The sequence below is a fragment of the Mangrovicoccus ximenensis genome (genome assembly GCF_003056725.1).
GTDB classification, from domain to species: domain Bacteria; phylum Pseudomonadota; class Alphaproteobacteria; order Rhodobacterales; family Rhodobacteraceae; genus Mangrovicoccus; species Mangrovicoccus ximenensis.
Genome location: NZ_QBKZ01000027.1, coordinates 1 through 26448, shown reverse-complemented (window position 1 = coordinate 26448; position 26448 = coordinate 1). Strand labels below are relative to the sequence as shown.

General features: G+C 68.4%; 17 protein-coding genes and 12 pseudogenes. 16 read left to right on the top strand and 13 right to left on the bottom strand.

The annotated features are described in order from the left end of the window. Position 1: 1 nt before the first annotated feature. A pseudogene (gene phoB / locus C7T91_RS30600) lies at positions 2 to 616 on the top strand (phosphate regulon transcriptional regulator PhoB); the annotation flags it as partial. A gap of 18 nt (positions 617 to 634) precedes the next feature. Continuing rightward, complete coding sequence (gene rlmJ, locus C7T91_RS38840) at positions 635 to 1945, top strand: 23S rRNA (adenine(2030)-N(6))-methyltransferase RlmJ (RefSeq protein WP_330848915.1); 1311 nt, start codon at positions 635 to 637, stop codon at positions 1943 to 1945. A gap of 2 nt (positions 1946 to 1947) precedes the next feature. On the opposite strand, the gene C7T91_RS30585 is transcribed toward rlmJ, so the two are convergent. The 4 genes from C7T91_RS30585 to C7T91_RS30570 all read right to left on the bottom strand — a co-directional run bounded on the left by C7T91_RS30585 (position 1948) and on the right by C7T91_RS30570 (position 7667). Next, entirely contained in the window at positions 1948 to 2628 is a 681-nt protein-coding gene (locus tag C7T91_RS30585; RefSeq protein WP_145963084.1) for a YjbF family lipoprotein, read from the bottom strand. After that, on the bottom strand, positions 2625 to 4724 hold the full coding sequence (locus C7T91_RS30580; RefSeq protein ID WP_108263578.1) for a YjbH domain-containing protein: 2100 nt from the start codon (positions 4722 to 4724) through the stop codon (positions 2625 to 2627). Before C7T91_RS30580 ends, C7T91_RS30585 begins: the two co-directional genes overlap by 4 nt. Before the next feature lie 165 nt (positions 4725 to 4889). Further along, positions 4890 to 6725, bottom strand: coding sequence for a polysaccharide biosynthesis protein (locus C7T91_RS30575; RefSeq protein ID WP_108263586.1), 1836 nt, complete (start codon positions 6723 to 6725; stop codon positions 4890 to 4892). Positions 6726 to 7040: 315 nt separating this feature from the next. Beyond that, complete coding sequence (locus tag C7T91_RS30570; RefSeq protein ID WP_108263585.1) at positions 7041 to 7667, bottom strand: sugar transferase; 627 nt, start codon at positions 7665 to 7667, stop codon at positions 7041 to 7043. A gap of 76 nt (positions 7668 to 7743) precedes the next feature. On the opposite strand from C7T91_RS30570, the pseudogene C7T91_RS37570 reads away from it, so the two are divergent. Next, positions 7744 to 8631: pseudogene (locus tag C7T91_RS37570) on the top strand (xanthine dehydrogenase family protein molybdopterin-binding subunit); the annotation flags it as partial. Here C7T91_RS37570 and C7T91_RS37565 read toward each other — a convergent pair. The 4 genes and pseudogenes from C7T91_RS37565 to C7T91_RS33090 all read right to left on the bottom strand — a co-directional run. After that, positions 8620 to 9120: pseudogene (locus tag C7T91_RS37565) on the bottom strand (organoarsenical effux MFS transporter ArsJ); the annotation flags it as partial. The pseudogenes C7T91_RS37570 and C7T91_RS37565 sit on opposite strands and share 12 nt — an antisense overlap. Then, on the bottom strand, positions 9117 to 10115 hold the full coding sequence (locus C7T91_RS30560) for an ArsJ-associated glyceraldehyde-3-phosphate dehydrogenase (RefSeq protein ID WP_108263576.1): 999 nt from the start codon (positions 10113 to 10115) through the stop codon (positions 9117 to 9119). The gene C7T91_RS30560 and the pseudogene C7T91_RS37565, both read right to left, overlap by 4 nt. Next, a complete protein-coding gene (locus tag C7T91_RS30555; RefSeq protein ID WP_108263575.1) occupies positions 10112 to 10945 on the bottom strand; it encodes an arsenate reductase/protein-tyrosine-phosphatase family protein in 834 nt (277 codons plus the stop codon). The genes C7T91_RS30560 and C7T91_RS30555 overlap by 4 nt, the downstream gene beginning before the upstream one ends. A gap of 106 nt (positions 10946 to 11051) precedes the next feature. Then, positions 11052 to 11228, bottom strand: a complete 177-nt coding sequence (locus C7T91_RS33090; protein ID WP_161556180.1) for a hypothetical protein — start codon at positions 11226 to 11228, stop codon at positions 11052 to 11054. Positions 11229 to 12012: 784 nt separating this feature from the next. Here C7T91_RS33090 and C7T91_RS30550 point away from each other — a divergent pair. From C7T91_RS30550 to C7T91_RS30540, 4 genes and pseudogenes are all read left to right on the top strand, one after another. After that, positions 12013 to 12717, top strand: coding sequence for an AzlC family ABC transporter permease (locus C7T91_RS30550; RefSeq protein WP_108263574.1), 705 nt, complete (start codon positions 12013 to 12015; stop codon positions 12715 to 12717). Next, positions 12714 to 12950: pseudogene (locus tag C7T91_RS34105) on the top strand (AzlD domain-containing protein); the annotation flags it as partial. The gene C7T91_RS30550 and the pseudogene C7T91_RS34105, both read left to right, overlap by 4 nt. Before the next feature lie 20 nt (positions 12951 to 12970). Next, positions 12971 to 13435, top strand: coding sequence for a molybdopterin cofactor-binding domain-containing protein (locus C7T91_RS34100; protein WP_236638626.1), 465 nt, complete (start codon positions 12971 to 12973; stop codon positions 13433 to 13435). An 86-nt stretch (positions 13436 to 13521) separates the two neighbouring features. Continuing rightward, positions 13522 to 13893 (top strand): response regulator, encoded by a 372-nt coding sequence (locus C7T91_RS30540; protein WP_108263572.1) that lies wholly within the window; start codon positions 13522 to 13524, stop codon positions 13891 to 13893. Between the two features lie 62 nt (positions 13894 to 13955). On the opposite strand, the gene C7T91_RS30535 is transcribed toward C7T91_RS30540, so the two are convergent. Further along, a complete protein-coding gene (locus C7T91_RS30535; RefSeq protein ID WP_161556179.1) occupies positions 13956 to 14702 on the bottom strand; it encodes a DMT family transporter in 747 nt (248 codons plus the stop codon). A 259-nt stretch (positions 14703 to 14961) separates the two neighbouring features. Here C7T91_RS30535 and ctaD point away from each other — a divergent pair, with 259 nt between their 5' ends. The 4 genes and pseudogenes from ctaD to C7T91_RS30515 form a co-directional block, all read left to right on the top strand. Further along, complete coding sequence (ctaD, locus tag C7T91_RS30530) at positions 14962 to 16617, top strand: cytochrome c oxidase subunit I (protein ID WP_108263570.1); 1656 nt, start codon at positions 14962 to 14964, stop codon at positions 16615 to 16617. A 380-nt stretch (positions 16618 to 16997) separates the two neighbouring features. Next, a pseudogene (locus tag C7T91_RS37560) lies at positions 16998 to 17858 on the top strand (acyl-CoA dehydrogenase family protein); the annotation flags it as partial. Further along, positions 17858 to 18724, top strand: a pseudogene (locus C7T91_RS30520) (acyl-CoA dehydrogenase family protein); the annotation flags it as partial. The pseudogenes C7T91_RS37560 and C7T91_RS30520, both read left to right, overlap by 1 nt. A gap of 13 nt (positions 18725 to 18737) precedes the next feature. Then, positions 18738 to 19829 (top strand): annotated as a pseudogene (locus tag C7T91_RS30515) (CaiB/BaiF CoA transferase family protein); the annotation flags it as partial. A gap of 115 nt (positions 19830 to 19944) precedes the next feature. On the opposite strand, the pseudogene C7T91_RS30510 reads toward C7T91_RS30515, so the two are convergent. After that, positions 19945 to 20097 (bottom strand): annotated as a pseudogene (locus C7T91_RS30510) (integrase core domain-containing protein); the annotation flags it as partial. Positions 20098 to 20909: 812 nt separating this feature from the next. On the opposite strand from C7T91_RS30510, the pseudogene C7T91_RS33085 reads away from it, so the two are divergent. Together C7T91_RS33085 and C7T91_RS37555 are read left to right on the top strand one after the other, a co-directional pair. Next, positions 20910 to 21212: pseudogene (locus tag C7T91_RS33085) on the top strand (RlmI/RlmK family 23S rRNA methyltransferase); the annotation flags it as partial. A gap of 2 nt (positions 21213 to 21214) precedes the next feature. Beyond that, a pseudogene (locus C7T91_RS37555) lies at positions 21215 to 21418 on the top strand (acyl-CoA dehydrogenase family protein); the annotation flags it as partial. Here the strand turns inward: C7T91_RS37555 and C7T91_RS30500 are convergent. Then, positions 21405 to 21794 (bottom strand): annotated as a pseudogene (locus tag C7T91_RS30500) (acyl-CoA dehydrogenase family protein); the annotation flags it as partial. The pseudogenes C7T91_RS37555 and C7T91_RS30500 sit on opposite strands and share 14 nt — an antisense overlap. An 81-nt stretch (positions 21795 to 21875) precedes the next feature. Between C7T91_RS30500 and C7T91_RS37550 the strand changes: the two are divergent. Further along, positions 21876 to 22679: pseudogene (locus tag C7T91_RS37550) on the top strand (SulP family inorganic anion transporter); the annotation flags it as partial. Positions 22680 to 22779: 100 nt separating this feature from the next. Then, positions 22780 to 23517: a SulP family inorganic anion transporter gene (locus C7T91_RS37540; protein ID WP_236638624.1), complete on the top strand. Its 738-nt coding sequence runs from the start codon at positions 22780 to 22782 to the stop codon at positions 23515 to 23517. Positions 23518 to 23572: 55 nt separating this feature from the next. Here the strand turns inward: C7T91_RS37540 and C7T91_RS30490 are convergent, their stop codons facing one another. Next, positions 23573 to 24166: a glutathione S-transferase family protein gene (locus C7T91_RS30490; RefSeq protein ID WP_108263569.1), complete on the bottom strand. Its 594-nt coding sequence runs from the start codon at positions 24164 to 24166 to the stop codon at positions 23573 to 23575. A gap of 1221 nt (positions 24167 to 25387) precedes the next feature. Here C7T91_RS30490 and C7T91_RS30485 point away from each other — a divergent pair. Further along, positions 25388 to 25990 (top strand): superoxide dismutase, encoded by a 603-nt coding sequence (locus tag C7T91_RS30485; protein ID WP_108263568.1) that lies wholly within the window; start codon positions 25388 to 25390, stop codon positions 25988 to 25990. Positions 25991 to 26071: 81 nt separating this feature from the next. Here C7T91_RS30485 and C7T91_RS30480 read toward each other — a convergent pair. Beyond that, positions 26072 to 26448 (bottom strand): M48 family metalloprotease (locus C7T91_RS30480; RefSeq protein ID WP_145963080.1); only part of this gene is annotated, 377 nt, incomplete at its 5' end.

Sequence of the window (26448 nt, the reverse complement as noted above, 5' to 3'; positions counted from 1 at the left end):
GGTGTCGCCGTCCCAGCCCACGGTGCTCGTCGTCGATGACGAACCGTCCCAGCGGGAGCTTCTGTCCTACAATCTCGAAGCCAGCGGCTACCGGGTGATCTCGGCGGCCAATGGCGAAGAGGCGCTGATGCTGGTCGCGGAGGACCATCCCGACCTGGTCGTGCTTGACTGGATGCTGCCCTCGGTCTCCGGGATCGAGGTCTGCCGCCAGATCAAGAGCCGCTCCGAGACGCGCAGCCTGCCGATCATCATGATCTCGGCGCGCGCCGAGGAGACCGACCGGGTCCGCGGGCTGGAGACCGGCGCCGACGATTATGTGACGAAGCCGTATTCGGTGGCGGAGCTGATGGCGCGGGTGCGCTCGCAGCTGCGCCGCACGCGGCCCGCCACGGTCGGCGAGACGCTGGAATTCCAGGACATCGTGCTCGATGCGGAAAGCCACAAGGTGTTCCGTTCGGACCAGCCGCTGAAGCTCGGGCCGACGGAATTCCGTCTGCTCTCGACCTTCATGGAGAAACCCGGCCGCGTCTGGAGCCGCGAGCAGCTGCTCGACCGTGTCTGGGGCCGCGACATCTATGTCGACACGCGGACCGTCGACGTCCATATCGGACGGCTGATCAGAAGGCCGCGGCGAATGGGGCTTGGCATCGGTCCGGTCTACTCCACGTTGTCAATGTGCTCGCGCAATTGGTCTATGGCCGTCTTGAGGTCAAGCCCGAGCCGGGTCAGTTCGGCATATTGCGCCTTTTCCCGCAAACGGTCTGCCTCGCGGTCGAGTTCCTCGGCCAGAAGCTGCAGCCGCCGCCCCGCGGGACGGCAGGACGCGGCAACACCCCGCGCCTCCAGCAGATGCGCCCCGAGGCGCGCCAGCTCCTCGCGGATGTCGGCGCGCGCGGCCGGCGCGCGGGTCTGGCCGTCGAAGGCCGGGCTCTGGCCGCGGCCGTTCGGGGCGGCCCCGTTGAAGGACTGGGCGGTCGCGCAGGCGGAGAAGGACAGGACGGCGGCAAGGGCCACGGGAAGCGGGAGGGTCATGCAAGCCTCTTCGGGTGGAAATGCGTTCCCTTGCGACATGGGCCGACCACAGGCTCACGCAAGGTCGCGGCGGCTCACATTCGCGCGGGGCGCGCCGCCCGGAACCGCTTGGCAGCGCGCGGCGGCCGCGCTAAGGGAGGCCATGCTCTCCTATCAGCACGCCTATCACGCCGGAAACGCGGCCGATGTCCACAAGCACGCGCTGCTTGCCGTGGCGCTCGACTACATGGGCCGCAAGCCGAAGCCGATGACCTACATGGAAACCCATGCCGGGCGCGCGCTCTACGACCTCGGCGGCCCCGAGGCGGCCAAGACCGGCGAGGCGGCGGCGGGCATCCGCAGGATGGAAGGCTGGTTCCCGGAAGGCCACCCCTATGCCCAGGCGCTCGACGCCGCGCGGCAACTCGGCGGCGCGGAGGCCTATCCCGGCTCGCCGATCGTCGCGGCCACGCATCTGCGCGACACCGACCGGCTGATCCTGGCGGAAAAGCACCCGCAGGAGGTCGCCGCGCTGAAGCAGGCGATCAGCTGGGCCGAGATCCACGCCGCCGACGGGCCGCAGCTGGCCCTGTCGCTGACCCCGCCCGAGCCGCGGCGAGGACTGATGCTGATCGACCCGTCCTACGAGGTGAAGGCCGAATGGACGGCGATCCCCGAGCTTGCCGCCAAGATCCGCCGCAAATGGCCGGTCGGGGTGATCCTGCTGTGGTATCCGATCCTCGCATCGGGCGCGCACGAGCCGCTGACCGGAAAGCTGGCGGCGATGGCGGGCGATGCCGTGACCAGCGAAGTGCGCTTCCCGCCGGCGCGGCCCGGCCACGGCATGATCGGCAGCGGGCTCTGGGCGGCGAATGCGCCCTGGGGCTGGGACGAGGCGGCAAAGGCGCTGGAGGCGCGCTTCGCCGCCCTCTGAGATCAGCGGTGCAGCCGCTGGACGTGGATGTAGCCGGCCTGGTCGCTGACCCATTGGCGACTGTCCCAGACCATGCCGTCGGCGCCGACCCAGTAGAGGTTGGTGAACTCGCGCCCGCCTTCCATCGCGTAGCAGCTTTCGCGCATCCGCGTCGTCGAATGGCGCATCTGCAGGACCACCCGGTCCTCGCCGCCCTCGTTGGCCAGCTCGCAGAAGAAGCGGTCCTTGCGGATGCTTTCGTCGCCCGCGATGTAGCGCAGGTCCCGCGCATATCTGGCCGGGGCGCGCCGGGGCAGTGCCGTCTCCAGGCCCGAGGTCGTCGCGGCCAGCAGGTCCGGTCCGAGGCCGCGGGTCGAGAACAGCGCGCCTTCCTTCAGCGTCAGGGTCACGCCGTTCAGCGTGATCCAGGTCACCGAATTGCCGTTCGTGCCGAACACGATCGCAGTCGCCTGGTCGCCGGTCACAGGCACGTCGATCAGGATCAGCGGCATCGCCGCCGCCTCGACCTCGGCGCGGGTGATCACCGGACCGGTCCGCTCGGGTGCGGGGCGGACCGCGGCGACGATGGTCTGCAGCGATCCGCGGATGATCGAGTTGATCGAGGTGTCCACCGGCGCGTTCCCGCAGCCGCCGAGGACCGACGCCGCCAGGAGCGCCGCTAAGCCGAGCTTGCGCGTCTTCATCGCCAGAACCGTCCCCACTGCTCTTCGACCCGCTCCTGCCGGCCCTTCTCGACAAGGCCGTAGAGCCGGCCGCCCACATCCAGGCGGGCACCGCCGTCGCGCTGCAGCGGCCGCATGGTGAATTCCGGCACCGCCGTGGTCGACCGGCCGCTGAACCAGGCCATCGGAATGGTCAGCGTGATGCCCTTGTCGAAGGAGCCTTCGCCGTAATCCGAGGCCGAGACATCGGTGAAGGTCGCGAAGGCGCCGACCTTCCAGCCATTGCCGTAGGTGCGCTCCAGCTTGAAGGTCGCGCCGTCATCGCCGGCCAGGTAGCGCCCGACATCGACCTGCGCCAGGTAGTCCTCGTAGCGGTAGTAGACCGAGCCATGGCCGGTGACGACGTCGTAGTCCTGCAGGCCGAAACGGCCGTCATAGTCGCGCTGCTTCACGTAGTTCAGTTCGGCGCCGAGCGCGAAGGGCGTGTCATAGGGCGCCCAGAGCACCTCGCTCGAGACGCCGGCGAACATCCGCTCCAGGTAGCCCGCGGTCATCCGGCCGAAGAGATCCTGGCCGGGACGGAAGTAATAGGCCGCCTGCAGGGTCTCGAGCCCGGGATCGCCCTCCTCGTCATAGAGCGGGAAATCCGAGCGGACATGCGGCAGCACGCTGTCCGAGACCCGCGAGTTCTGGTCGAGGTTGCCGACCACCTTCTTGGTGACCGAGCCCGAGAACACCAGCCCCTTGGCCAGCTCGGTCCCGGCGCCGAGGCGCAGCCCCAGATCCGCGCGGAACGGGTTCGACGGGTCGAACAGGCTGGTGCGCATGTAGGGTTCGAGCTGCCACTGGAAGCGCGGATAGAATTCCTCAACCTCGTCGGCGCGGCGCAGGCGCGGCGGGGTGCTTGCCACGGCCGCCGAGGCGAGCATCCGCTCCGCCCCGTCCGCGGCGACCTCGTTGCGTTCCAGGTCGCTGCGCCGGAAGGTGAAGGACGGCAGTTCCATCCCCGCCGACATCGGCACGATGGTGAAGATCTCCACCGAGGGCGGCAGCACCGTCGTCATCAGCCGCGCGGCGCGGCCCATCGCCTGGGGCTGGGCGCCGTAGCCCGAATTGCGCAGGTAGAGCGTGGCGCTGGTGCCGTCGATCCGCAGCCCCTCCATCTCCAGCCGTTCGAGCAGCAGCACCTCCGAAAGGCGCGACGACACGGCGGCGCGGGCCTCCGCGCTTTCGCTCCAGCTGGTGGCATAGGCCTCGGGCGCGGCGGCGCGCGACGGGCGCGGCGTGATCGGGAACGGCGCGCCGTCCAGCGAGCCCCCGGTCGGCGGACGGTCCGGGTTGAAGTTGAAGGACAGCGAGATGCCGATTTCCGAGCCGTACATGTAATAGGCAGACAGCTCCGTGCCGCCCTCGGTCAGGTAGGTCGCGCCGAAGTTGAGCGCCGAGGCGCGGTCGAACACGCCGAGCTCTTCGGATTCCAGCGTGTAGTGGTCGCTGGAATACTCCGCCTTCAGCAGCAGGTTGTCGCGGACCAGCCATTCGACCGAGCCGAAAGCCCCGATCTCGCCGCGGAACAGGGTGTCGAGGTTCGGCTCGCCGCCCTCCTCGACCTGGTCCGGGGTCAGCCGCGGCCGGTCGCCGAAGCCAGAGAGCACCGAATTGCCCGCCAGCCGGCCCCAGCCGGCACCGCCCGACACCCGAAGGCGGCGACCGAGATGCTTGGAGGCAACGACATATTCCGCGCCGTAGATGCCGGTGCCGATGAAATCCTGCAGGCCGACCGTGACCGCCGGCAGCAGGTCGGTCTCCTCGATCGCGGTGAAGCGCAGGTCGAAGCTGCGGTCGTAATAGGTGCTGAAGCCCGCTGCGTCGAAATCCTGGATCTCGGTATAGCGGAAGCCGCCGAACAGCCGCGGATGGACCTGGGCGCCGAACTGGTAGCGGGTCATGCCGGCGAAATGGCCGATGGTGAAGGACAGCTCGCCGTCCGGCTTGGTGAAGGCGGACGGCGTCTCGATCGCGCCCGGCACGTTGAACAGCGTCATCGACGGCCAGTCCCCCGGCCGGAATTCCTGCGCCGCGACGGCCTGGCCCGCGAAAATGCAAAGGACCGACACGCCGGTCCGCAGTCTTGTTCTGAACGCAGCCTTGCCGCTCACGATCCACCCACCTCAAACGTCCTGGCCGACTGTCGGCTGGCGGAAAACGATCCGCAACCGCTGCTCCCCGCATCCCGGGAGCGCATCGGGCCTTGTGCCATTTTTCACACGCCCGGCCTCGGTTCAGGCCTGGCGCTGGCTGCCATCCGCCATCGCGCCCTCGACCCAGCGGGCCAGCACCGCGCGGGCGGCCGCCGTGTCGTTGTCGTCGACCGCCTCGCGCAGGTCGCGCAGGAAGGTGGCCACCTCGATCTCCGAAAGGCTCGACTCCCGCGCCCGGGTAATCTTGGGATGCTCGGTCGTGACGCGCCCCTCGCCGATCAGCAGTTCCTCGTGCATCTTCTCGCCCGGCCGCAGCCCGGTGACGGTGATCTCGATGTCGCCGTCGGGATGGGCCGCGTCGCGCACGGTGTAGCCGGCCGCCTCGATCATCTGCCGGGCCAGGTCGATGATCGCCACCGGCTTGCCCATGTCGAGGACGAAGACATCGCCGCCGGTGGTCAGCGCGCTGGAGATCAGCAGGAGCCGCGCCGCCTCGTCGATGGTCATGAAATAGCGGGTCACCGCCTCATGGGTCAGCGTCACCGGCCCGCCATTGGCGATCTGGTCCTGGAAGAGCGGGATCACCGAGCCCGAGGATCCCAGCACATTGCCGAAGCGCACCATCGAGAACAGCGGGCCCGGACGGGTCGCCATGTCCTGGATGATCAGCTCCGACAGCCTCTTGGACGCGCCCATCACGTTGGTCGGGCGCACCGCCTTGTCGGAGGAGACCAGGATGAACCGCTCCACCCCGCTGTCGCGCGCCGCGTCGGCCAGCGCCTTGGTGCCGAGCACGTTGTTGCGCAGCCCCGCGATCGGATTGGTCTCGACCAGCGGCACATGCTTGTAGGCCGCCGCATGCAGCAGGATATGGACGCCCTCGCGCGACATCACCGACCGGCACAGCGCCTCGTCGGTGACCGAGCCCAGCACCGGCACGAGCTCCACATCCGGGAACAGGCCGCGCAGTTCGAGATCGATGCTGTAGAGCGCCAGCTCGCTCGACTCCATCATCACAAGCCGCTTCGGCGCCAGCGCCAGAAGCTGGCGGCAGAGCTCCGACCCGATCGAGCCGCCCGCGCCGGTCACCATGACGGTGCGGTCTCGGAAGGTGCTGCGGGCCAGGGTCATGTCGCTTTGGAAGGACTTGCGCTGCAGGAAATCCGCCGGGCTGACCGGGGCCAGCTTCGAGGGCAGCGCCTCTTCGCCGGTCAGCTGGGCGAAGGAGGGCAGCGCCTGGACATCGACGCCGAGCGGAACCAGCTGGTGATGGATGCGCGAGCGCTTCACCGCCGACAGCGACGGCATCGCGAGCAGCACCTTGGAGACGCGCTTTTCGGCCACGACCCGGGGCAGCTCGATCGGCGCCCAGACCGGCAGGCCGGAGACGAAGACGCGGTGCAGCGCGGGGTTGTCGTCGACGAAGCCGACCGGCACCAGGAAGGCGTCGTGGCGCAGCGCGTTGGCCAGCTGGATGCCGGTACGCCCGGCACCGTAGATCAGCACGGCGGTGCGCGGGTGGCGGCGGCTGAGAATGGTCATCAGAACGAAGCGCAGCAGCACCCGCGAGCCGACGATGCCGATGAAGAGAATGAGGCCGAAATTGACGAAGGCGGACCAGGGCAGCGCGTGATCGACAAGGCTGTTGAGCGACGCCCCCACCCCGGCAACCATGACCGCATAGGCGAAGGCCAGATGGACACCGTTGGTCTCGAACCCGTTCAGCCGGATCCGCGGCAGGCCCAGGAACAGCGAGACCATCGCGGCAAAGACCATGAGCGCGATGGCGATCGAGCCGTTCTCCCAGATCGCGGCACCGACATCCGTGCCGTCGCTGCGGAAGAAATTTGCCAGCAGGAGTGCCGCCGGAACGATGCACACATCGAATCCGACCAGGATCCACCGCTTCTGCATCATCGTCAGCGAACTGACCAACCCGTAAATGCTCTGATCTTCGCGATCCACGCTAACCTTCCGTTACCTGCAAGGCTTCCCACCGGCCTTGGCACCGGGAACAACAGATATTGATTGTCAAATCAATGGAACAAAGATGCTTAACATGAGGTAGCCAGTTCCCGCATCTTCAATTTTCGGAATTTTTCCGTCCTGATCTCCCTGCCAGAACCGCCCCCTCCCGTCCTGACGTCAAATTCAGAAAGAATTTACCAATCATGTCAGTCGTTCGCACTTTTTTTCTGCGATGCGGCGACCGCTGGGGACCAAATGCCACGCCTAGGTTGATTTCAGCCGATGGAGGGGAAGAACTGCCCAAAAAGTTTGCACGAGTATAAGGACGTCGAGACAGACCGTCCGGTTGTCGCGGTAGATCAGGTCGAGCCGCGCCTTGCGCGGGACGCAGCGGCGCCGGTAGACGCTATCGGTTTCCGCCGCACTGGCACAGCCTGCGAGCAGCCGCGCCTCGTGACGGTGGAACCGCAGGGTGGCAAGCCCCGTGATTCCCGGACGGCAGGCCAGCACTTCGCGGTAGAGTTCGGGCGCCGCTTCGACATAGCGGCGCAGCGGCGGGCGCGGGCCGACCAGGCTGAGATCGCCGCGCAGCACATTCCAGATCTGGGGCAGCTCGTCGAGCCGGACCGCACGCAGCCAGCGTCCCGTCCGGGTGATCTGGTCCGCCTTGTCGCCGCCGGTCACCCCGCCGCGCCGAGGGTCCACGGTCATCGTGCGGAACTTGACCAGGGTGAAGCCCGCATCGGCGGCCTTCATCCGCTCGGAGAGGTAGAAGACCGGCCCGCCGTCGAGGATCAGGATCAGCAGCGCGATCACTGCCATGACCGGCAGGACCGGCACCAGCAGCAGCAGACAGACGGCCAGGTCCAGGACCCGCTTTGCCGGGGTCACGGGCGCCCCCCGCCGGCCAGCAGCCAGTCTGCGGCAAGCGCGGCAGGCGCGGCGCCGGCGGTGTCCAGATCCGGCCAGAGCGCCTGCATGCGCGCCACGGGAGGGCGACTGGCTGATCGGCATGGGCATGGCCGCCGCCGCGCGGCCCAACATGCTGGTGCCCTCGGAGGCGCGGGTGACGCTGGCGGGCGACCGCGCCACGGTCGAGACCGACATGACCGATATCGGCACCGGCACTTACGCGATCCTGAGCCAGATCGCCGCCGAGATGCTGGGCCTGCCCGCCGCCAATGTCACCGCCACGCTCGGCGATACCGACCTGCCGGGCGCCAGCGGCTCGGGCGGCAGCTTCGGCGCGGGGTCTTCGGGGTCTTCGGTCTTCCTCGCGGCGAAGGCGCTGCGCGGCAAGATCGCCGCGCTGATGGGCGCAGACGAGGCCGACCTGACGCTGAAGGACGGGCTGGCCCGCGCCGGCAATGTCGAGACGCGCCTGGCCGATCTGGTGGCAGAGCCGATCGCCGCCACCGCGAAGATCGAGGGCGGACGGATGGCCAAGGAGACCCACCAATCGGGCTACGGCGCGCATTTCTGCGAGGTCGCGGTCCATGCCCTGACCGGCGAGATCCGCGTCCGCCGCTTCGAGGGCACCTTCGCCGCCGGGCGCATCCTCAACGAGAAGACCGCGCGCTCGCAATGCATCGGCGGGATCGTCTGGGGGATCGGCGCGGCGCTGACCGAGGAGCTGGTGCATGACGACCGCACCGGCCAGCCGGTGACCCGCGACCTGGCCAGCTACCACGTCCCGGCCCATGCCGACGTGCCGCAGATCGGCGTGACCTTCCTCGGGGAGCGCGACGATGCCGCCAACCCGATCCAGGCCAAGGGCGTGGGCGAGCTGGGCATCTCGGGCGCAGGCGCCGCGGTGCTGAACGCGGTGGCCAACGCGACCGGGCGCCAGCAGCGCCGCGCCGAGCAGGAAGCCGAGGCCCTTCACCGCGTTCTTCGAGCCGGTCAGCACCGCCACCCAGCGGAACAGCCCGCCCCCGCCCGAGGGCGCCAGCAGCTTGACCGCGGACTTCGAGGACATCTTGGCCAGGTCCTTGGCCACGCCCGAAACGCCCTGCACGCACATCACGAAGGCGACCGAGGCCGCCACCGACCAGCCCGGATCGAGCTGCGCCAGCGCCAGGAGCGCGGCAACCTGCAGCGCCAGCCCGGCATAGAGTGTCGGTGCCAGCCCGAAGCGCGCCGCGATCCAGCCCGCGCAGAGATTGGTGGCCATGCCCGCCAGCTCGTAGAGCAGGAAGAGATAGGCGAGCTGCACCGCGCTGAAGCCCAGCGTGTGGAAATGCAGCAGCACCAGCATCCTCAGCGCGCCGTCGGTGAGCATGAAGGCCCAATAGGCCGCCGTCACCGCGACATAGGCCGAGAGCCCCTCGGGCCGCGCCGTCACAGCGCGGCTCCGACCATCAGCGCGACATCGACCAGCCGGTTCGCATAGCCCCATTCGTTGTCGTACCAGGCATAGACCTTCAGCTGCGTGCCGTTCACGACCATGGTCGAGGGCGCATCGACGATCGAGCTGCGCGGATCGTTGGTGTAGTCGGCCGAGACCAGCGGCCGGGTCTCGTAGCCGAGGATGCCCTTCAGCGGACCGTTGGCGGCGGCCTCGAAGGCGGCATTCACCTCTTCGGCGGTGGTCTCGCGCTCCAGCTCGAAGACGCAGTCGGTCAGCGAGGCGTTCAGCAGCGGCACCCGCACCGCGTGGCCGTTCAGCCGGCCGGTCAGCTCGGGATAGATCAGCGTGATCGCCGTGGCCGAGCCGGTGGTGGTCGGGATCAGCGAATTGAGCGCCGAGCGCGCGCGGCGCAGGTCCTTGGCGGGGCGGTCCACCATGGTCTGGGTGTTGGTGACGTCATGGATCGTGGTGATCGAGCCGTGGCGGATGCCGAAGGTTTCATGCACCACCTTCACCACCGGCGCGAGGCAGTTGGTCGTGCAGGAGGCGGCGGTGACGATGTGATGCGCTTGCGGGTCGTAGCTCCCGTCGTTGACGCCGTAGACGATATTCGCGGTCGGGCCGTCCTTGACCGGCGCCGAGACGACGACCTTCTTCACGCCGTCGGCAAAATAGGGCGCGATCTTCGCCTCGGTCTTGAACACGCCGGTGCAGTCGATCACCACATCGACGCCGTCGAGCGGCAGCGCGTCGATCGACTTCGCCCCGATGAAGGGCAGCCGCGTGCCGTTGATCGTCACGCTGTCCGCGTCATGCGAGAACGCCGCGTCCCAGCGGCCATGCACCGTGTCGAATTCCAGAAGATGGGCATGCATCTCCGGATCGCCGACGGCGTCGTTGATCCAGGCGATCTCCGCGCCCTTTTCCAGCAGCGGCTTCAGCGCCAGCTTGCCCATGCGGCCGAGGCCGTTCAGCGCGTAGGTGGTCATGCCGGTTCTCCTTCGGGCATGCGGCCGATATCGTCGACGGCGGATTGCAGCGAGATGCGGTCGAGCGTAGCCAGCGGCAGCGCGGCAAAGGCCTCGATCCGGTGCTTGAGCGCGCCATAGGCCTGCTGGAAGGCCAGCGCCCTCTCGGCCTCGGTGCCTTCGGCCTTGACCGGATCGGGCATGCCCCAATGGCCGCTGACCGGCTGGCCCTCCCAGGCGGGACACTCCTCGTTGGCCGCCTGGTTGCAGACGGTAAAGACGAAATCCAGCTGCGGCGCCTCCGGCCCGGTGAACTCCGCGATGTTCTTCGCCCGGAGCGGCGACAGGTCATGGCCCTTGTCAGCCAGCACCTTCAGCGCAAAGGGGTTCAGATCGGATTGCGGGCGGGTGCCGGCGGAATGCACCTCGAACCGGTCCCCTGCGATGGCGCGCAGGAGGGACTCGGCAAAGATCGAGCGGGCGGAATTGCCGGTGCAGATGAAGAGCACGCCGTATTTTCGGTCGGTCATGGGAAGGGGTCCGGTGCTGTTGGGCAGGCAGAGCGCAGGGCGGCCGCGGCAGCACTCGGCGAAGAGCCCGCCGAACAGCCGTTGCACGCTTGTCATTCGGATGGAGTAGAGGAGCGACGTCCCCGCCCTGTCCTGGTCGACCAGCCCGGCGCCGTGGAGCGCGGAGAGGTAGGCCGAGAGGGTGCTGGCGCGGAGCTCCAGCGCCGCGGCCAGCTCGCCGGCCGGAACGCGGTCGGGAAAGCGGCGCATGAGCAGCCGGAAGACCGCCAGCCTCTGGGGATGGCCGAGCACGGAGAGCTGGGCAGGGATATCTTTTTCCATATTTCACGTATATTCGAAGTAATGACGTTTGAAAGTGAAACTTTCATGACAGGTCCCGGCACCCACCCTGCACAGCAGCGGACCGTCACCGCTGTTGCGGAAAGGCTCAGGCCGTGCCGAGACCGGCCATCCCGGCCTCGCGCGCCTTGGCTGGCACCATCGGAATGTCCGGCGCGGCAGGCTCGGACTGTGCCGTCCGGCTATCCGGCAGGACAGTGCCGATACCGACGAAGACGGCGTCCTGCACCTGCCCCGGCACGTTCCGGATCAGGGTCCGCGCCAACCGCCTTGACGGCAGGGACCGCGCTCTCGGGGGACGGCAAGCGCCATTGCGCAAATTTGCCAAGGTCCGCAATCCTCCGTCCTCGCCCGCATTTATCCTGCCGATGCCGTGGCCGGCATGACGAGGGACGGGCAGGGAATGCGCGGAAGACGCCACCGGTCCGGGCACAGACGCGATCGGCGCGGAACCGGAACCCGCCGGTCGGAGATGCGGCATCGCGCGGCCATCGGCCCGGTGCCCCTGCCGAACGGACATCAGCCGCTGCAAGGCAGCTAGCGCAGGTCATGCAATCGCCGGGAAAAGTCCCCCGGACCTTTTCCCGATCCGGCTCGCATCTCGGCCCAGCTGCGTCGGCAGCACCCGCTCCGGGCCCGCCAGAGGGACCGGCCGCGATGCGTCCATGCCTGCAGGCTCTTGTTTTGCGTCCGCGCCCTGGCAGCATCCGGTTTCGGCAGCCTTGCGTTGCCGAGACCCGCGGCCCGGCCGCAGGCCACCATGGCAGGCGCGGGTTCCGCAGGCCTCGCCAGCGGTGCCCGGAGTTGCCCGCCGCCCAGCCGGTCCGCCGCCCGGTCGAGCAGGCAGCGCCCGCCGAGCATCATCGCGCCCGTGCCGCCGCCCGCAGCCGGCTGTCCCGCGAGAATCACGCCCAAAGGACCGTTCATGGCTGCCGCTCCATTCCCTGCCGCGCCCGGAGCCCCGAACGGACCTCCGTCTTGCCGCGCACAATTGCATCCCCGCCAACTCTGTCGTAGCGCAGGGGACGTGCTGACAGGATGATATTCGAATGCTAACCAGCGTGAATGCCGCGATCCGCCGCGGGCTTGTCGACGGGCTGCCCTTCCTGCTGGTGATCGTGCCCTTCGGCCTGCTCTTCGGCGTCGCCGGGACCGGGGCCGGGCTGCCGATCGCCCAGACCATGGCCTTCACCGTGCTGGTGATCGCGGGGGCCGCCCAGTTCACCGCGCTGCAGCTGCTGCAGGACAACGCGCCGGTGCTGGTCATCCTGCTGACCTCGCTGGCGGTGAACCTGCGGATGGCGATGTATTCCGCGTCGCTGGCCCCGCATCTGGGCAAGGCCAAGCTGTGGCAGAAGGGGCTGGCCGCCTATCTGCTGGTCGACCAGAGCTATGCGCTCGCCCATCCCGCCTTCGAGGCCGAGACGGAGGCGCCGCTGGCGAACAAGCTGGCCTATTTCCTGGCGACGATGGGGACGATCGCCCCTGCCTGGTATCTCGCGACCTATGCCGGCGCGCGGCTCGGCGCCGCGGTGCCCGAGGGATTCGCGCTCGATTTCGCGGTGCCGATCACCTTCATCGCGCTGATCGCGCCGGCGCTGAAGACCCTGCCCCATGTCGCGGCCGCGGCGACCTCTGTCGCGCTGGCGCTGGCGCTGAGCTGGATGCCGTTCAGCCTCGGCCTGATCCTGGCCGCCCTCGCGGCGATGGCCGTGGGCGCGCAGACCGAACTCTGGATGGAGAAGCGCAGATGACCGCCGACGCAGCGACGATATGGACCGTGATCGCCGGGCTGGCGGCGGGCACCTTCCTGATCCGGTTTTCCTTCCTCGGCCTCTTCGGCCAGGGCAGCTTCCCGGAATGGGCGCTCAGGATGCTGCGCTACACGCCGGTGGCGGTTCTGCCGGGGCTGGTCGCGCCGCTGGTGCTCTGGCCGCAGGCCACCCAGGGCGAGACCGATCCGGCCCGGCTGCTGGCCGCGCTGGCCTGACCGGCAATGGCGAGGGCGTGCGCAGCCCGGAGGCGGCCGGGGCGCGGGCCATGTTCTCGCATGGCGCGGTCTTCGCCGAGGTGGCGGTCGATCCCGACCTGCTGCAGATCCGGGTGACGCGGCTGATCGGCGCCTTTGCCGCCGGGCGGATCATCAATCCGAAGCTCGCGGAAAGCCAGCTTCTGGGCGGGATGATCTGGGGTCTCGGCTTCGCGCTTCAGGAGGAGGCCATCCACGATCCGCGCACCGGCCGGGCGGTCAATGGCGATCTCGCGGGCTATCACGTGCCGGTCAATGCCGACCTGCCGATGATCGAGGCGCTGACCGTCCCCGAGGAGGACCCCTTCGTCAACGCGCTCGGGGTCAAGGGCGTTGGCGAGATCGGCATCACCGGCTCGGCCGGGGCGATCGCCAATGCGGTCTGGCACGCGACCGGCAAGCGGGTGCGGCGCTTCCCGGTCCATGTCGAGGACCTGCTCTGAGCGGGCCGCGTTAATCCTTTGGGAGGACTCGCCGCCTACCTTGCGCTCCGGCCCCCCGCGGGGCCGGGCTGCGAAAGGGACCGCGCATGGCGACAAGCTCCAAATCCGTTCTTCTGGTCGATGACGAGCAGATGCTGCTCGACATGACCGCCATGGCCTGCGGTGCGGCGGGCTTCACCGCGCTCAAGGCGGCGAGCGGGCCGGAGGCGCTGGCGCAGCTGGCCGAGCATCCCGAGATCGGGCTGATCCTGACCGATATCGGCCTGACCAACGAGATGGACGGCTTCGCGCTGGCCGCCGAGGCGCGGCGGATGCGGCCGGATCTGAGGCTGATCTTCTTTTCCGGCTATGGCGACCAGGCCGAGCGCCCCGCGGAATTCTCCGATGCGAAGGTGCTGGGAAAGCCGGTGCCGCTGGCGGTTCTGCGCAGCGAGATCGGCGCCGCATTGGCGGACTGATCCGGCAGCCTTCCGGCCCTGCCGCCCGCCTGCGAGAGCCGGCCCGACCCGGCGGCCGTTGGTTAATCGTCCGGAGGCGAGCCGGTGCGGGCCTGCCTGCAAGTCCCGGCATCCGAGCGCGGCGCTGAGGCCTCGGGCGGCAGCGCCGCCAGCTCCGACTGACCCCGCCAGGCCGCGAGCAGCGCCAGCACCGGCAGCGCGAAGAGGATCGTCGCCATCAGCGACACGTCGGGCGGCACCGTCTTCGGCGCCGAGCGCAGCAGCTGGGTATAGGCGGTCCAGGAAGCCACCGCCGCCAGCAGCCAGACATCCCCCGCCCCGAGATGCAGCCGCAGCACCGCCATCGGATCGCCCTCGCCGAGGATCACCGCCACCCCGAGGAAGGAGACCGCCACCGCCAAGCCCTGGCGCGCCGAGAGCCGCGCCTTTCCGAGCGCCGCCGAACTGACGAGGATCAGCATCGGCATCACCGCCAGCAGCAGCGCGGCATTCGCCACCGGCGACAGGGTCAGCGCCGTGTAGGTCGCCTGCTGGAAGCCCACCACCCCGGTCAGCGCCAGCCCGAGGAGCCACGGCGATTGCCGCGCCAGCCCCGCCCGGTGCGCCCAGAGGCCGCGCGCGGTGAAGGGCAGGAAGGCCGCCGCCGCCACGATCCAGCGCAAAAGGTTCAGCGTCTCGGGATCGAGCAGGCCGCGAATCGCGCGGCCGGTGACGAAATTGCCCGCCCACATCAGGCAGGCGCCTGCCAGCGCCGCCGCTGCCCAAGCGTTGCGCGTCGCCGCCCCGGTGTCCGCTCTGCCTGCCGCCATCTGCCCGTCCTCCGTCTGCCGCCCCCCCGATACGCCCGAAGGCCCTTGAGTTCCAGCGGCTTGCACCCCCTTTCGGACGGCTTGACCGGTTCGATTGATCCATGTCAAACCCGGCTGCGACATATGGGCCCGGAAATTTTTTGCGACCTGCAGACAATCGAATATTTGCCGGCTGCGCCCCGCGCCTTAGAACTGGAGCAAAGAAAACGGGCCCCGGCCGAACCGGAGCTTTCTGTCTGGAATGTTAGGGAGGCAACGCATGGCAGACGCCGCCAGCGCATCGCACGACCATGAGCCGAAAGGGTGGTTCACCCGCTGGTTCATGTCGACAAACCACAAGGATATCGGGATCCTCTATCTCTTCACCGCGGGCGTGGTGGGGCTGATCTCGGTCATCCTGACCGTCTACATGCGGCTGGAGCTGATGAGCCCCGGCGTCCAGTACATGTGCATGGAAGGCTTCATGGCCGATCCCTGCACCCCCGACGGCCATATCTGGAACGTGATGATCACCTATCACGGCGTCCTGATGATGTTCTTCGTGGTGATCCCCGCGCTCTTCGGCGGCTTCGGCAACTATTTCATGCCGCTGATGATCGGCGCGCCGGACATGGCCTTCCCGCGGCTGAACAATCTCAGCTTCTGGTTCTATGTCGCGGGCACCTGCCTCGGCATCGCCTCGATGTTCGCGCCCGACGGGCTCGAGGGCACCGGCTCCGGCGTCGGCTGGGTGCTCTACCCGCCGCTCTCGACCTCCTATCCGGGCATGTCGATGGACCTGGCGATCTTCGCGGTCCATGTCTCGGGGGCCTCGTCGATCCTCGGCGCGATCAACATGATCACCACCTTCCTCAACATGCGCGCACCCGGCATGACGCTGCACAAGGTGCCGCTCTTCGCCTGGTCGATCTTCGTCACCGCCTGGCTGATCCTGCTGTCCCTGCCGGTGCTGGCGGGCGCGATCACCATGCTGCTGACCGACCGCAACTTCGGGACGACCTTCTTCCAGCCTTCGGGCGGCGGCGATCCGATCCTCTACCAGCACATCCTGTGGTTCTTCGGCCATCCGGAAGTCTACATCATCATCCTGCCGGGCTTCGGCCTGATCAGCCACGTGATCGCGACCTTCTCGAAGAAGCCGATCTTCGGCTACCTGCCGATGGTCTACGCGATGGTCGCCATCGGCGTGCTGGGCTTCGTCGTCTGGGCGCATCACATGTACACCGTCGGCCTCAGCCTGACGCAGCAGAGCTACTTCATGCTCGCGACCATGGTGATCGCCGTGCCCACAGGGGTGAAGGTGTTCAGCTGGCTTGCCACGATGTGGGGCGGGTCGGTCGAGTTCAAGACGCCGATGCTCTGGGCGATGGGCTTCCTCTTCCTCTTCACCATCGGCGGCGTGACCGGCGTGGTGCTGAGCCAGGCGGGCATCGACCGGGCCTATCACGACACCTATTACGTCGTGGCGCATTTCCACTACGTGATGAGCTTGGGCGCGGTGTTCTGCATCTTCGCGGGCATCTATTACTGGATCGGCAAGATGTCGGGGCGGCAGTACCCCGAAACCTTGGGCAAGATCCATTTCTGGATGATGTTCATCGGCGCCAACATGACCTTCTTCCCGCAGCACTTCCTCGGGCGGCAGGGCATGCCGCGGCGCTACATCGACTACCCGGAGGCCTTCGCCACCTGGAACATGGTCTCCTCGCTCGGCGCCTTCCTCAGCTTCGCGTCCTTCATCCTGTTCATCTACATCGTCTGGGTGACCCTGACCAAGGGCGCCAAGGTGACCGAGAAGAACTACTGGAACGAATACGCGGACACGCTGGAATGGACCCTGCCCTCGCCGCCGCCGGAGCACACCTTCGAGCAGCTGCCGAAGCAGAGCGACTGGGACAAGGGCCACGCCCACTGACCGGAGAACCGGGCAGAGGCACCTGAGACACGGGGCTTCCGCGCAAGCGGAGGCCCTTTTTGCTGTCCGGAACAGCCCTTGGGCAGACTGCCGGACCGGAACCGGCGCGCGGCCAGCCTCGGGGCATTGACCGCCCCGACGCTGCGATGGCCGGCAGGCCCTGCCACGCTCGCAGCCGGGCTTCCATCGCCCTCCCTGCAGTTCCATCGCCGGTGCCGCCGGACTTCGGGCCGCGTTCCCGTCGCGCTGGCCTGCCGCCCGAAGGTCGGCGCCGCAGGACCAGCCGCGGGGCGGGACCGGCGCGTCCTGCGGCGACAATTGAGCGGGCCGGATACAGGCGCCACCTTGACGGCGGACGCGGCGCGGCATAGCTCGCGGCCATGGCGCGCGCACCCCTTCTCCAGTTATCCGGCATTTCCCTCACCTTCGGCGGCAATCCCGTCTTCGACGGGCTCGACCTGGTCGTCCAGACCGGCGACCGCGTCGCCCTGGTGGGCCGCAACGGCTCCGGCAAGTCGACCCTCCTGAAGGTCATGGCCGGCATCGTCGAACCCGATCACGGCTCCCGTGTCCTCAGCCCCGGCACCTCGGTCGGCTACATGGAGCAGGACCCCGATCTCTCGGGCTTCGCGACGCTCGGCGATTACGCCGCCAGCGCGCTGGACCCGTCGGAGTCCTACAAGGTGGACATGGTCGCCGAAGGGCTGAAATTCGATCCGGCGACGCCGACCTCGACCGCGTCCGGCGGGCAGAAACGGCGCGCGGCGCTGGCCAAGCTCCTGACCGATCCCGAGATCTTCCGCGAGATGGGCGGGAACGGGCTGCTCGGCGTGACCGTGCCCGAGGAATATGGCGGGGCAGGGGCCTCCTATGTCGCCTACGGGCTGGTGGCGCGCGAGATCGAGCGGGTCGACAGCGGCTACCGCTCGATGATGTCGGTGCAGTCCTCCCTGGTGATGTTCCCGATCCAGGCCTATGGCTCGGAGGAACAGAAGCGGAAATACCTGCCGAAACTGGCCACGGGCGATTTCATCGGCTGTTTCGGCCTGACCGAGCCGGATGCCGGATCGGACCCGGCCGGGATGAAGACCCGCGCGGTCAAGACCGCGGACGGCTACCGCCTGATCGGGTCGAAGATGTGGATCTCGAACAGCCCGATCGCCGATGTCTTCGTCGTCTGGGCGAAATCCGAGGCCCATGGCGGCAAGGTCCGCGGCTTCATCCTGGAAAAGGGCATGAGGTGATGTATCCGATCCATGCCTATGGCTCCGAAGAGCAGCGCCGCCGCTACCTGCCGGGCCTCGCCGCGGGCACGCTGATCGGCGCCTTCGGCCTGACCGAGCCCGATGCCGGATCGGATCCGGCGGGGATGAAGACCCGCGCGGCGAAGACCGCCGGCGGCTACCGCCTGACCGGCTCGAAGATGTGGATTTCCAACGCGCCGATCGCCGATGTCTTCGTCGTCTGGGCGAAATCCGAGGCCCATGGCGGCAAGATCCGCGGCTTCGTGCTGGAAAAGGGCATGAAAGGACTGAGCGCGCCGAAGATCGGCGGCAAGCTCAGCCTGCGGGCCTCGATCACCGGCGAGATCGTGATGGACAATGTCGAGGTCGGCGAAGACGCGCTCCTGCCCGGGATCGAAGGCATGGGCGGGCCCTTCGGCTGCCTGAACCGCGCGCGCTACGGGATCTCCTGGGGCGTGATGGGCGCCGCCGAGGATTGCCTGGCCCGGACCCGGCAATACGGGCTCGACCGGCACCAGTTCAAGCGTCCGCTGGCGGCGACGCAGCTCTACCAGAAGAAGCTTGCCGACATGATGACCGAGATTTCCCTGGGCCTGCAGGCCTCGCTTCGGGTGGGGCGGCTGTTCGACGAGGGGCAGTTCGCGCCGGAGATGATCTCCCTGGTCAAGCGCAACAACTGCGGCAAGGCGCTGGATATCGCGCGGATGGCGCGCGACATGCATGGCGGCAACGGCATCCAGATCGAATACCACGTGATGCGGCATTCCCAGAATCTGGAAACGGTGAACACCTACGAGGGCACGCATGACGTCCATGCCCTGATCCTCGGCCGGGCGATCACCGATCTTCAGGCCTTTGCCTGAGGGGGCGGACGGGATGCACGCTCCGCTTCACGGACTCAAGGTTGTCGAACTGGCCCGCATCCTCGCGGGCCCGTGGATCGGCCAGACGCTGGCCGATCTGGGCGCCGAGGTCATCAAGGTGGAATCCCCCGGCGGCGACGATACCCGCAGCTGGGGGCCGCCTTTCGTCGAGCGGCCCGACGGCCATGGCGGGACCGAGACGGCGGCGGCCTATTTCCACGCGGCCAACCGGGGCAAGACCTCGGTCACCTGCGACTTCTCCGACCCGGAGGACCTGGAGCGGCTCAAGCGCCTGATCGCCGATGCCGACGTCCTGATCGAGAACTTCAAGGTCGGCGGGCTGAAGAAATTCGGCCTCGACTATGACAGCCTCGCCGCGCTCAATCCGGGTCTCGTCTATGCCTCGGTGACCGGCTTCGGCCTGGACGGGCCTCGGGCCGCGCAGCCGGGCTATGATTTCCTGATCCAGGGCATGTGCGGGATCATGGACCTGACCGGCGAACCGGAGGGAGAGCCGCAGAAGGTCGGCGTCGCCTGGATCGACATCTTCACCGGGCTCTACGGCGTGATCGGCATCCAGGCGGCGCTGGCGGAACGGGCGCGCTCGGGCCTCGGCCAGCACGTGGATCTGTCGCTGCTCGATTGCGGGATCGGGGTGCTGGCCAACCAGGCGACGAACTACCTCCTGGGCGGCAAGGCCCCGTCACGGCTCGGCAACAGCCATCCCAATATCGTGCCCTACCAGGTGTTTCCGACCTCCGACGGCCACGCGATCATCGCCTGCGGAAATGACCGTCAATTCGCGGCGCTGTGCGGGGTTCTGGGGCTGGAGCCGCTGGCGCGGGACCCCGGCTATGCCACCAATCCGGCCCGCGTCGCGAACCGCGGCACGCTCTGCGCGGCGATTGCCGAAAAGACCTCGGCAATGGCCAAGGCTGCGCTGATCGAGGCCCTGGGCGCCGTCGGCGTGCCGGCCGGGCCGATCAACACGGTGGCCGAGGCTCTGGCGGACCCCCAGGTGCAGGCCCGCGGCATGCAGATTGCCCCGGAAGGCATCGCCGGGCTCAGGACGCCGATCCGGTTCTCCCGCAGCCCGATGGCTCTCGGCCACCGGGGTCGGCTCCAGGATGAACATGGCCTTATGAGATGGACGCCTCCCGCGTCTTCGGTCGTTTTGGCCGAGCAACGCGGAAGGAGAGAGGACCATGTCACTGTTCATGCTAGCCGGAGGCCGGTAATGGCGGTGTTGCCGCTTCCGGGGCCGGCGGTCGGTAGCCCAGGCTGCTATGCGGCCGGACGGTGTTGTAGTGGCGCCGCCACGCCTCGATCAGCACCTTGGCCTCCGCGAGGCTGTAGAAGATCTCACCGTCCACGGCCCCCGCGCAGGATGTACGGCATGAACCTCTGGACGGGCTGCGGCGCCGCCTGCGGTCGAACTGCATGCCGGCGTCCGTCCCTGCGTGGCGGGCATCCGGTCCCGCGCGCCTCCGCGCCGGGAGCGGCAGATGCCCCGCCAAGGCGGCAAGCGACCTGTCCGGCCCCGACCGGCAGAAGGACCGCAGCCGGCGCCTCCTAACGGCCATCGGACGGGCTGCACACGAAAATGTCGCTTGCTGCGTTGCGGCGCATGCCGTCATCATGCGGCTTGTATGATTTGAAGCCAGTTTCAGGCCCGGCCGGGCCGCCCAACGGAGACCCCGCCTTGCCCATGCCACGGATCTTCCTCGGCCTTTTTCTCGTCTGCGCGGCCGGTGCCGCCGGGTTCGTCCTCACCGATGACAGGCTCTCCGCCGCCGTTCCCGCCGATGGAAGCGGGCGGGGCGCGTCTGCCGTCGCGGTGGAAACCGCCCCGGTGGCCTCGATGCGCTTTGCCGAGACAGTCGAGGCCGTCGGCACCGCCCGCGCCCGCCAATCGGTCGTCCTGCAGCCCTCGGCGGCCGGGCGGATCACCGAAATCGGCTTTGCCGCCGGCGACCGGGTCGCGGAGCCCGGAGGCCTGCGCCTGCGCGGGGACCTGCAGGACGGCCCGACCCGGCTGCCCTCTGAACGAAGAACCGGCGCCGGCCGAGCCGGGCCGGCTCTCCACATGTCCCGGCGGCGGGAATGGCGGACCGGCTCGGCGCTTTCCAAACCGCCGCGGCTGATCTATAGGCGGAGACCCCTTCGCCCTCCGGGAGCTCCTGACATGACCGATACCGCCCGTCCCGCCATCCGCCTGATGCCCAAGGCCGATGCCCGCGCCATCCGCTGGGGCGCGCCCTGGGTCTATGCCGACAACCTGGTGACCGACCGCCGCACCCGCGGGTTGGCCCCCGGCACCATCGCCGTGCTGCAGGATGCCGAGCGCCAGGACATGGCGCTGGTCGCGGTCAATCCCGGCTCCAAGATCATGGCACGGATCATCGACCGCGATCCGGCCGCGGTCATCGACAAGTCCTGGTTCGCCCGCCGCTTCGCCCGCGCGCTGAGCCTGCGCGAGACGCTCTATGCCGGCGCAACAACTGCGGCAAGGCGCTGGATATCGCGCGGATGGCCCGCGACATGCATGGCGGCAACGGCATCTCCGAGGAATTCCACGTCATCCGCCACATGGTGAACCTCGAGACGGTGAACACCTACGAGGGCACGCATGACATCCACGCGCTGATCCTCGGCCGTGCCCAGACCGGATTGCAGGCGTTTTCATCAGGCTGATGAGTTCCGGCGCGGCGGTGCCCCCGTCCATCATCCGGCCGAGACGCAGCGCGCCCTGCAGCCCCAGCGAAATCTCGGTCTGCATGTCGGCGAGCTTCTTCTGGAAAAGCTGGGTCTGCGCCAGCGGCCGCCCGAATTGCTGCCGGTCGAGGCCGTAGCTGCGGGCGCGCAGCCAGCAGTCCTCGGCTGCGCCCATCGCGCCCTAGGCGATGCCGTAGCGGGCGCGGTTGAGGCAGCCGAACGGCCCCTTCAGCCCCTCGACCCCGGGCAGCAGCGCGTCCTCGCCGACCTCGACCCCGTCCATCACGATCTCGCCGGTCACCGACGCGCGCAGCGAGAGCTTGCCGCCGATCTTCGGCGCCGAGAGGCCCGCTATTTCCCGATCCTCGACTGGGGCCGCCGCTACACGGGCGAAACCCTGACCAACGACCTCGTGGCCGCGGTGATCGTCACCATCATGCTGATCCCGCAATCGCTGGCCTATGCGCTGCTCGCCGGACTGCCGCCCGAGATCGGCCTCTATGCCTCGGTGGCGCCGCTGCTGCTCTACGCGGTCTTCGGCACCTCGCGCGCCCTGGCGGTCGGCCCCGTCGCGGTGGTCTCGCTGATGANCCGGCGCNGGCGATCGGCAAGCTCGGCATCACCGACCCGGCGCTGATGGTCGGCGCAGCGGTCACCATGGCCTTCCTGTCGGGCGCGATGCTGCTGGCGCTCGGCGTGTTCCGGCTGGNGCTTCCTCGCGAATTTCCTCAGCCATCCGGTGATTGCCGGCTTCATCACCGCGAGCGGAATCCTGATCGCGGTCAGCCAGATCAAGCACATCCTCGGCGTCAGCGCGGGCGGCGACACGCTCCCCGAGATGCTGNGAGGCCTTGTGGCACGCGCTTCCCGCCACCAATCTCTGGACCCTCGGCATCGGGCTGGCCGCGCTCGGCTTCCTGTTCTGGGGCCGCAAGGGGCTGAAGNCCGCTCATGGAGCGGGCNCGGGCTGCAGCCGAAGATGGCCGGGATCGCCGCCAAGGCCGGCCCGGTCGCGGCCGTCGTCGCCACCACCGGCGTCGTGGCCGCGCTCGGCCTCGACAAGGCCGGGGTGCCGGTCGTCGGCGACATCCCGCGCGGTTTCCCGGGGCTCCGGCTGCCGGGCTTCGATCTCGGNGCAATGGGCGCAGATGGCGGTGCCGNGCGCTGATGCTGNTCGATCATCGGCTTCGTCGAGTCGGTCTCGGTGGCGCAGACCTTCGCCGCCCGCCGCCGCCAGCGGATCGATCCCGACCAGGAACTGATCGCGCTCGGCATGTCGAATTTCGGCTCCTCGNCTTTCCGGCGGCCTGCCGGTCACCGGCGGCTTCTCGCGCTCGGTGGTGAATTTCGACGCCGGTGCCGAGACGCCCGCGGCAGGCGCCTTCACCGCCATCGGCATCGGGCTGGCGGTGGTGTTCCTGACGCCGCTCCTCTACTTCCTGCCCAAGGCGACTCTGGCGGCGACGATCATCGTCGCGGTGCTGAGCCTCGTCGATTTCTCGATCCTGAAGAAGACCTGGGGCTACTGCTTCGCCGATTTCGCCTCGGTGGCGGCGACCATCGCCGTGACCTTGGCGATGGGCGTGGAGGCCGGGGTCTCCGCGGGCGTCGGAATCTCGATCGCGCTGCATCTCTACAAGACCGCGCGGCCGCATGTGGCCGAGGTCGGCCTGGTGCCGGGCACCCAGCATTTCCGCAACACCCGCCGCCATGATGTCGAGACCGATCCCTCGATCCTGACCATCCGGGTCGACGAAAGCCTGTATTTCGCCAATGCGCGCTTCCTCGAGGACTATGTCTATGACCGCGTCGTCAAGGATTGCGGATTGCGCCATGTCATCCTGATGTGCCCGGCGGTGAACGACATCGACATGTCCGCGCTGGAAAGCTTGGAGGCGATCAATCACCGCCTGCATGAAATGGGCATCCAGCTCCACATGAGCGAGATCAAGGGCCCGGTGATGGACCGCCTGAAGAAGAGCCATTTCCTCGGGGAACTGACCGGCAACGTCTACCTGTCGCAATACGCGGCGGTCCGCGATCTGCTTCCGCAGCCTGAGGCCGCAGCCGCGGAATAGCGCCCCGGCGCGGGCCGGGAGGTCCGCGCGGAAACGGCCTCGCCGGCGGCCGGCGTCAGGTCTTCGGCGCCAGCGCGGCCTTGAAGGCGGTCCGTCCGGTCATCCGGCCGAGATACTCCTCGAAGACCGGCAGGCGCGGCATGATCTTCGCCTGCTTGGCCCATTCCGCGCAATGCGTGGCGAGGATGTCGGGCAGGGTCAGCTCGGCGCCGCAGAGATAGGGCGATTTCTCCAGACGTCGGCACAGATGGCGCGCGGCGCGCTCGTATTCCCAGCCAAGCGTCGGCTTCAGGCTGGGCACGCGCTTTTCCTCGGGCAGCACGAAGCTGTGCTTGGCCGCCGACCACAGCACCGCGTCCATCTCGTCGATGATGAAGAAGGTCAGCGCATCCTGGCGGGCGCGGGCCACCGAGCCGGCCGGCGCGGTGAAGGCGCCGTGGCGGTCGGCGAGGAAGGTCATGATCGCCACCGAGTCGGTCAGCACGTCGCCGTCGATCCGCAGCGCCGGCACCTTGCCCAGCGGGTTGAGCGCGATGATCCCCTCGCTGCGCGGGGTCTCCTCGATGAACCGGTAGGGCTGTCCGAGCTCCTCCAGCAGCCAGAGCACCCGGAAGGTCCGGGTCCTGTGCGAACCGATCACCTCGTACATCAGCGCCTCCCCATCATCGCGAGTCGTGTCAATGCCCGCTCCATGATGGCCATTGAGGGGGCGGCGGCCGGGGAACGCAAGGACAGATCGGTATCAATCGGAACGGTCGGCGCGGGTTCCAGCCGCCGCATGCTCCTGTCCCGGGCCCGGCAGACCCTGCGGCCGCGGCGCGGGAGGGAGCCCGGCGGGCGCTTTCATGCTAGCGGGGCTGGACTTTGCAGGGACCGGGGGGCCGGGGAAAGGGCGGCTGGCGGCGATCGCGATGGCGTCCTGTCCTGTCGGTTTCAATCCCGCCGGCGGAGTGTGCCGGGGTGCCGAACAGCTCCGGAAACCGACGCCGCCGATGCTGCCGGCTTGATCCGATCCCATGACATCGAACCTGCGGGTCCCGCCGCCCATGAAGGCGCGGTTGGGCGCCACGCCGTAATGGGCGGCTCCGCCATTGGCACGCCCGGACAGATCGGAGGCAGCGGCGCGGCCGCCTCCCGAGACCGCGATGCCGTGCGGGATGTTAACTTGTTGATCGGACGATGAAATCCGCGTCGCATCAGCGGAAAAGCTCATGTCTTGGAGCCCGGTCGCCACTCCTGACGCTTTCGCGATCCCGCCATCGGGGGAACCTCACGCCGCTGTCTGGGCGGAGTCCGGCGCGGAGCATTCAGGCCGCTTGAGCGCGAGCCGGAGGTCCCGCAGGGGACTGGACAACGCGACCGTCACGCCCCGCCGGAGAGCGTGACGGCGAATTCCGCCGAACTGCCGATGCCGGGCGACGGGTCGAGGATGTTCGCAGCGGAGGCGGCACGGCTGGCAGCGGGCAGCGGCCCGCCCTCGACCGGTCGGGCCCGGCAGCTTCCTGGCCTCGCGCCTCGGTCCGGCCGATGTGCTGCTGCGTCTCGAGGCCGAGGGTGCCTCGGTCTTCTGTGCCCGTGCGGCGGCCGTCCACGTCTTCGGCCTCCTGGCGCGCGCGGCCCGTCCGGGAAGCGAAATCGGCTGAGCCGGAGTTGCTCTGTGACAATCTGGCGCCGGGAGCTGCGCGCCGCCAGGCGGCGCCGCCGGGGCGCAATCCGCCTGCTCAAGCTGCGGAAACGCGCCGAAACCGCCAAAGTTCCGCGAAGACCGGCATGTCAGGGAAAAACCTGTGCCGGCGCCCTGCCGGGGTTGACGCGCCGCGGCAGGAGGCCTCTATACAGGGCACGACCAATAACCTGTGAGGGGTCCAAAATGGCTTTCGAACTTCCCGACCTTCCCTACGCCCATGACGCGCTTGCCGATCTGGGCATGTCCAAGGAAACCCTCGAGTTTCACCACGACATCCACCACAAGGCCTATGTCGACAACGGCAACAAGCTGATCGCCGGCACCGAGTGGGAAGGCAAGTCGCTGGAAGACATCATCGCCGGCACCTACCAGGCCGGTGCGGTCGCCCAGAACGGCATCTTCAACAACGCGTCGCAGCACTGGAACCACATCCAGTTCTGGGAAATGATGGGTCCGGGCACCGGCGCGATGCCGGGCGAGCTGGAAAAGGCGATCACCGAGTCCTTCGGCTCGGTCGACAAGTTCAAGGAAGACTTCGCCGCCGCAGGCGCGGGCCAGTTCGGCTCGGGCTGGTGCTGGCTGGTGAAGGACACCGACGGCAGCCTGAAGGTCACCAAGACCGAGAACGGCGTCAACCCGATCTGCTTCGGCCAGACCGCTCTGCTGGGCTGCGACGTGTGGGAGCACTCCTACTACATCGACTTCCGCAACAAGCGTCCGGCCTACCTGACCAACTTCCTCGAGAAACTGGTCAACTGGGAAAACGTGGCGTCGCGCCTGGGCTGAGCCCGGCGGCATCCGCGATGATCAGGCCTGTCCCGCAAGGGGCAGGCCTTTTCCGTTGCGCGGGCCGCGGGCTGCGACCGCTCAGGGCGTCCCGGCATTGCGCGGACGGTGCTCCAGGCTGCCGCCGCCATCGAGCATCCTGTCGGTGGCGATCACCGCGGCAACGCGGCGGAAGTCCGGCGGATGCGTGCCCCAGAAGCTGAGCTTGCCGTTGCCGGAGCGGGCGTCTTCGTCCCGCGCGAAGAACCTTGCGCCGGTCACCGGGTCATAGCCCGCCTCGCGCGCGATGAAGGTCCCGATCGTGTCGGATTCGAGTTCGTAGGTCTGCGAATAGGCCCGGTCGCCGAGCGCATAGCCCAGGGCCACGCTGTTGCCGACGGCATTCGGGTCGTAGGACTGGCCGTTCGCGGCAGCCGCGGCATTGCCCATGGCGGCGAGCGTGCCCAGCAGGATCGCGC

What these genes read in the sequence shown, in the direction of transcription:
- rlmJ (WP_330848915.1), top strand. Translation starts at nt 635, where the DNA reads ATGGGGCTTGGCATCGGTCCGGTCTACTCCACGTTGTCAATGTGCTCG.
- C7T91_RS30585 (WP_145963084.1), bottom strand. Translation starts at nt 2,628, where the DNA reads ATGAAGACGCGCAAGCTCGGCTTAGCGGCGCTCCTGGCGGCGTCGGTC.
- C7T91_RS30575 (WP_108263586.1), bottom strand. Translation starts at nt 6,725, where the DNA reads ATGATGCAGAAGCGGTGGATCCTGGTCGGATTCGATGTGTGCATCGTT.
- C7T91_RS30560 (WP_108263576.1), bottom strand. Translation starts at nt 10,115, where the DNA reads ATGACCACCTACGCGCTGAACGGCCTCGGCCGCATGGGCAAGCTGGCG.
- C7T91_RS30555 (WP_108263575.1), bottom strand. Translation starts at nt 10,945, where the DNA reads ATGGAAAAAGATATCCCTGCCCAGCTCTCCGTGCTCGGCCATCCCCAG.
- C7T91_RS30550 (WP_108263574.1), top strand. Translation starts at nt 12,013, where the DNA reads ATGCTAACCAGCGTGAATGCCGCGATCCGCCGCGGGCTTGTCGACGGG.
- C7T91_RS30540 (WP_108263572.1), top strand. Translation starts at nt 13,522, where the DNA reads ATGGCGACAAGCTCCAAATCCGTTCTTCTGGTCGATGACGAGCAGATG.
- C7T91_RS30535 (WP_161556179.1), bottom strand. Translation starts at nt 14,702, where the DNA reads ATGGCGGCAGGCAGAGCGGACACCGGGGCGGCGACGCGCAACGCTTGG.
- ctaD (WP_108263570.1), top strand. Translation starts at nt 14,962, where the DNA reads ATGGCAGACGCCGCCAGCGCATCGCACGACCATGAGCCGAAAGGGTGG.
- C7T91_RS30490 (WP_108263569.1), bottom strand. Translation starts at nt 24,166, where the DNA reads ATGTACGAGGTGATCGGTTCGCACAGGACCCGGACCTTCCGGGTGCTC.
- C7T91_RS30485 (WP_108263568.1), top strand. Translation starts at nt 25,388, where the DNA reads ATGGCTTTCGAACTTCCCGACCTTCCCTACGCCCATGACGCGCTTGCC.